We start from the raw sequence: 4566 nt of genomic DNA, 5'->3' as shown, positions 1-4566 counted from the left end.
GTTTATGCCGCCGGTCCGTCTGGCCTATTCCGGCAGGGTTTTTTCTCCTCCGTTTGTTGCGATCCGGCGCACTTCGAGCCCGAGCGACAAGTTTCGCGCCGTGGCGACGGTAATCGTCGGTGATGAAGCCGTCGCGGTCGAGAACCATTTGCTTGTCGCGATGCCGCGCGAAAATGGCGTGGCGGCGTGCGAAGCGCTTGTCGCCGTGCTTCGATCTCCGGAGACTAATAGTCAGTTGAACGAGCTGATGCGATGTCGACATCTGACGACGGGCGCGATTAAGAGTTTGCGCTGGATAGCATCCGATGAGTGAGCGACTGCGCTTTTCCCCTTCGATCCTCTCGCGGCTCGGCGAGGAACTCGTGCCGGATGCGGACCAAGGCGTCATTGAGCTGGTCAAGAACGCCTATGATGCCGATGCTACGCGGTGCCGCGTCGAATTAATTCGGACGGGCGATCCCGGAGGCGACATTAGCGTAGCGGACGACGGCGTCGGGATGAACGAAGCCGACTTAAAGCAAGGCTTCTTGATCGTGGGACGATCGCGCAAGGATGCTGCGTCGCTCACCCGCTACTTTGAACGCGTCCCGGTTGGCGACAAAGGCCTTGGGCGCTTGTCTGCGCTTCGTTTGGGGCATCGTGTTACCGTCATCACCCGACCTCGCGAGCAGCCCGGGGTTGAACTGCGGCTTGAACTCGATTGGGATGCGTTCGACGTTGCGGAGGCGGTCGAGGATGTAGAAATCCCGATCAAGATCGCCGTCTCAGATAAACCTTCTGGTACCGAGATCCGCATCTGGCGCCTGAGATCGGCGTTCGGATTCGGTATCGCCAATAAATTGGCGCGGAACCTCTTACTGCTGTCCGATCCATTTCGCGATTCAGATGACAGTGGGTTCATTGCTGGCGATCCGGGTTTCACTACCGAACTGCACGCACCCGAGTTCAAGGATCTCCAGTCGAAAGTCGAGGCCTCCTATTTCAAGGATGCCGATTTTAGGATCGTCGGCGAACTGCTAGCAAATGGAGAGGCCGTCTTCTCGCTCCTCGATTGGAAAGGTGCCATCCTATACTCGGCGCCCGGTTCGCGAACGTATGCAGCCCCGCCACTACGTTTCGACCTGTGGCACTTCGTTCTCGAGGCCTCGCGTTTCTCGAACAAAAGCTCGACGCTTCCCGAGGTCCGTGCGTGGCTAAAGCATATCGGCGGCGTACATATTTACCAAGATGGGCTTCGTGTGCCGCCCTATGGCGGCCCAGGAAACGACTGGCTTGATATGAACCTGTTGCGAGTGCGCAGCCCCGAGTTGCGCCCTGGCACCAACAGCGCGATCGGACGTGTCTCGGTGTCGAATGTGTCCGGCGCGCTCGTTCAGAAAACGGATCGCGTCGGATACTTGGAAAACGCTGCTTTCCAGGAATTGCGTCAATTCTGTATCGATGCCCTCGATTGGTCGGCAAAGGTGAGAGTCAGCGAGCGCGAAGCCAAACGCCGCGCGGAACGCGCCGACGTAAGCAAGCGCGCCGAGAAGGCAAATGCATCGCTGGACGCAGTTTTGGCCAAGGCCGTTCCAGTCACCCAGCGTAAGGAAGTCGATGTTGCGATCGCGCGTGTATTCAAGGCGAACGAACGCGAGACCAAGGTACTCCGCGAGGAGTTGCAGCTATACCGATCGCTCGCAACGGCGGGCATGACGTCGGCGGTGTTCGCTCACGAGATCGGGCGGCCGCTGGAACTACTCGACACTAATCTCGCCTCTCTCGTGAAGATGATCCCGAAGGAACGACGCGATGACGCGGAGCGGCGCGTTGGCCGAATTGAGCGATCGAGTGCTAAACTGAAGTCTTTCGTGTCGATCCCGCTCAAGCTGCTGGCGAAGGGAAAGCGGCGTTCTGGGCGCATCAACATCAACGACTGTGTCAACAATCTGATGGGATTGCTCGAGCCGATTCTCGAACACTTCAACGTTGTGCCCAAAGTCGACCTCGGCGCTGGCAAGGTCGCCGTCAACGGCAGCGAAGCATTGATCGAGGGCATTCTTCTCAACCTGATCACTAACTCGATCAACGCCTTCCAACGGCGTGGCTCGGACGCCACGGATCGCGTGATAAACGTCACGACTGCTTATGACGGCGACGTATTGATCATGATCGAGGACAACGCCGGCGGTATCAAAGATCTTGATGTCTCCGAGATCTTTCTACCCGGAGTTACCAGCTCAGCTGAGGGAACGGGATTTGGTTTGACGATCGTGCAAGATTCTGTGTCGGATATGGGCGGAAAGATCGACGTCGACCCACTTACGGCATTCGGCGGCGCTCTGTTCACCGTCAAGCTACCACCAATGCGCGTCTTGCTGGGATAATGTGATGCTGGCGCTCAATAACCGTGTAGCCGTAATCGATGACGAGCCGGATGGACGCGACACGATAATCGATTTGCTGGGCGAACAGCATTTTGAGCCGATCGCAATCATGGGACCATTTGGCAGTGACATTGACCGGCTTATCGCTGAGGTGGAAAAGGCCGACCCCGGTTTCGTGATCTGCGATCATCGCCTAACTGCCAAGCAGTACGCCACCTTCACCGGCCTTCAGGTCGTCGAACGGCTGATAGAACACAAGCGCCCCGCGATGCTGCTCACGACATTTCAGGAACCCGATCTTATTGAATTACGCGCTGCGCGTCCGCGCGTGCCCGTGATCAAGGGCCGCGACGGGTTCAGTTTCGAGGAGGTTTCACGGTTGCGCGAGATCGTCCGGCTCGAAATCGCCGATCAGCCGGTCAATAGCCGGAAGCCCCATCGGGTCATTTTGCGCGTCGAAGGCGTCCGGACAAGCGACATCGAAATCGTCGTGCCGTCGTGGAACCGCAACCACGCATTCGTGCTCCCGAAGTGGCAAATTGCCGATGCGGTTCGCGAAGCTGTTAAGAAAGGCGATTACCTCCTTGGTGATGTCAACATTGGCGCACCGAGCGAGGATGAAATATACTTCGACAATGTGAATGAGATTGTCGAAGATATTCGAGATCTGTCTTGAGCGATGTGCTGATTCTAGATGTGGCGCACGGCAATTGCGCGATAGTGCAGAATGCCGGAGTGGTCGCCGTTATAGACGCGCCGGTTGGTTCAGCAATTCTCGACACCCTCGACCAGCTCAGCATAGCGCACGTCGAACATGCGCTGATCTCACATTCAGACGCCGATCACCTCTCCGGCATTCTCGCCTTGTTGACGAGCAGTGCGGTGACCGTCGGCAATTTGTATCTGAATCCTGACGCTGACAAGGACTCTACCGCGTGGCGCGACCTGCTCGCGGCGGTGCGCGTCGCCAGCCGCAACAATGCAATGCGAACGGTTCCAAGTCTTAATGTTAGCGTCCCAGGTACGCTGAAGGTCGGCGACATCTCCTTGACAGTAGTTTCCCCTTCCGAAGCGCTTGCGTTGTCTGGCGTTGGCGGCCGTTCGCCGGACGGCAAGCCGAATAGCGCGAACACTCTGTCGGCGGTGATCAAGGTGGAACGTACTCCGGATGTCGGCGTGCTGCTCTCGGGCGACCTCGATGCGACCGGTCTCGACGATGTCGTCGCCTCCGGCGCGAAGCTTACCGCTTCGGCTCTGGTTTATCCGCATCATGGCGGACTGCCGGGCTCAGGAAAGCCGGCCGAGTTCGTACAAGGGCTGTTGAAGCTGGTGGCTCCCGCGCAGGTCTATGTGTCGAACGGACGCAACAAGCACGCTAATCCGCGGGCTGAGGTTGTCGAGGCAATCCTCGACCACGGATGCGGTCTCGCTTGCACCCAGCTCGCAAAGGCATGCGGAGATTCGGCCACAGCAACGCATCTCGAGAAATGGCCAGCCGCGGGGCGCGACGCGCAACACAGCTGCGCTGGCACAATCTCGCTGACGCTTGGCAAGGCCGGTGCAGTGCGCGATCCCGCAATTGAAGCTGCCTTCCGCGAGTTTGTGACAAATCATGTTCCGAGAGCAATGTGCGCACGCACAAAGCATTAGACTTTTAACAATCTTGTTACGACGAATCAGGAGGCGCGATGCTGCCACCGCCGAACGCGATGCCCACTTGGCTGCCCTTCCCGAGACATGGGTGATAGTTCATACCGGATAGATGGGTTACACTTTCGGCCCTTTGCAAGGAGAGCAAGGTACCTTGGAAGGAGTGTAACGTTATGGAAGAGCGGCTGAAGTTCGTCGCCAAGCTGCTGGAAGGTGAGAAAATGGCGGCGCTTGCCGGGAGTTCGATATCTCGCGCAAACCGTAACCTATGTGTCCAGAATGGACCCTTGGAGTCTGGCGCACCCGACAGGATTCGAACCTGTGACCTCTGCCTTCGGAGGGCAGCGCTCTATCCAGCTGAGCTACGGGTGCTTTCCGGAATCCGGAAAACGAACCAGCCGGTGAACCGGCAAGTCACGGCTTCTTAGCGGAAGCAGGCGCGGGCTTCAACGGGCAAATGGAGATTGGCTGCTGTCGGTGGCAAGGTCGGGTTGGTCCTCGTGCGGATGCCCGCTTGTTGGATATGGCGCTCCCCCTCTCCGTCTCGGCT

General features: G+C 58.1%; 4 protein-coding genes and 1 tRNA gene. 4 read left to right on the top strand and 1 reads right to left on the bottom strand.

What is annotated here, in order from left to right:
* From EN750_RS39520 to EN750_RS19860, 4 genes are all read left to right on the top strand, one after another.
* Nucleotides 1-313 (top strand): hypothetical protein (locus EN750_RS39520; protein WP_210212755.1); only part of this gene is annotated, 313 nt, incomplete at its 5' end.
* On the top strand, nt 306-2366 hold the full coding sequence (locus tag EN750_RS19870) for an ATP-binding protein (RefSeq protein ID WP_127397413.1): 2061 nt from the start codon (nt 306-308) through the stop codon (nt 2364-2366). The genes EN750_RS39520 and EN750_RS19870, both read left to right, overlap by 8 nt.
* Nucleotides 2367-2370: 4 nt before the next feature.
* On the top strand, nt 2371-3042 hold the full coding sequence (locus tag EN750_RS19865) for a hypothetical protein (RefSeq protein ID WP_127397412.1): 672 nt from the start codon (nt 2371-2373) through the stop codon (nt 3040-3042).
* On the top strand, nt 3039-4016 hold the full coding sequence (locus EN750_RS19860; RefSeq protein ID WP_127397411.1) for a hypothetical protein: 978 nt from the start codon (nt 3039-3041) through the stop codon (nt 4014-4016). The genes EN750_RS19865 and EN750_RS19860 overlap by 4 nt, the downstream gene beginning before the upstream one ends.
* Nucleotides 4017-4311: 295 nt before the next feature.
* Here the strand turns inward: EN750_RS19860 and EN750_RS19855 are convergent.
* A tRNA-Arg gene (locus EN750_RS19855) sits at nt 4312-4388 on the bottom strand.
* Nucleotides 4389-4566 lie beyond the last annotated feature (178 nt).

Origin of the sequence: Mesorhizobium sp. M7A.F.Ca.ET.027.03.2.1 (assembly GCF_003999175.1) — a bacterium.
Lineage (GTDB): Bacteria > Pseudomonadota > Alphaproteobacteria > Rhizobiales > Rhizobiaceae > Mesorhizobium.
This window is presented reverse-complemented; position numbering and strand designations above follow the sequence as displayed.

Bases quoted from the DNA above. Each gene is read 5' to 3' on its own strand.
- EN750_RS19870 (WP_127397413.1), top strand. From the start codon at position 306: ATGAGTGAGCGACTGCGCTTTTCCCCTTCGATCCTCTCGCGGCTCGGC.
- EN750_RS19865 (WP_127397412.1), top strand. From the start codon at position 2,371: ATGCTGGCGCTCAATAACCGTGTAGCCGTAATCGATGACGAGCCGGAT.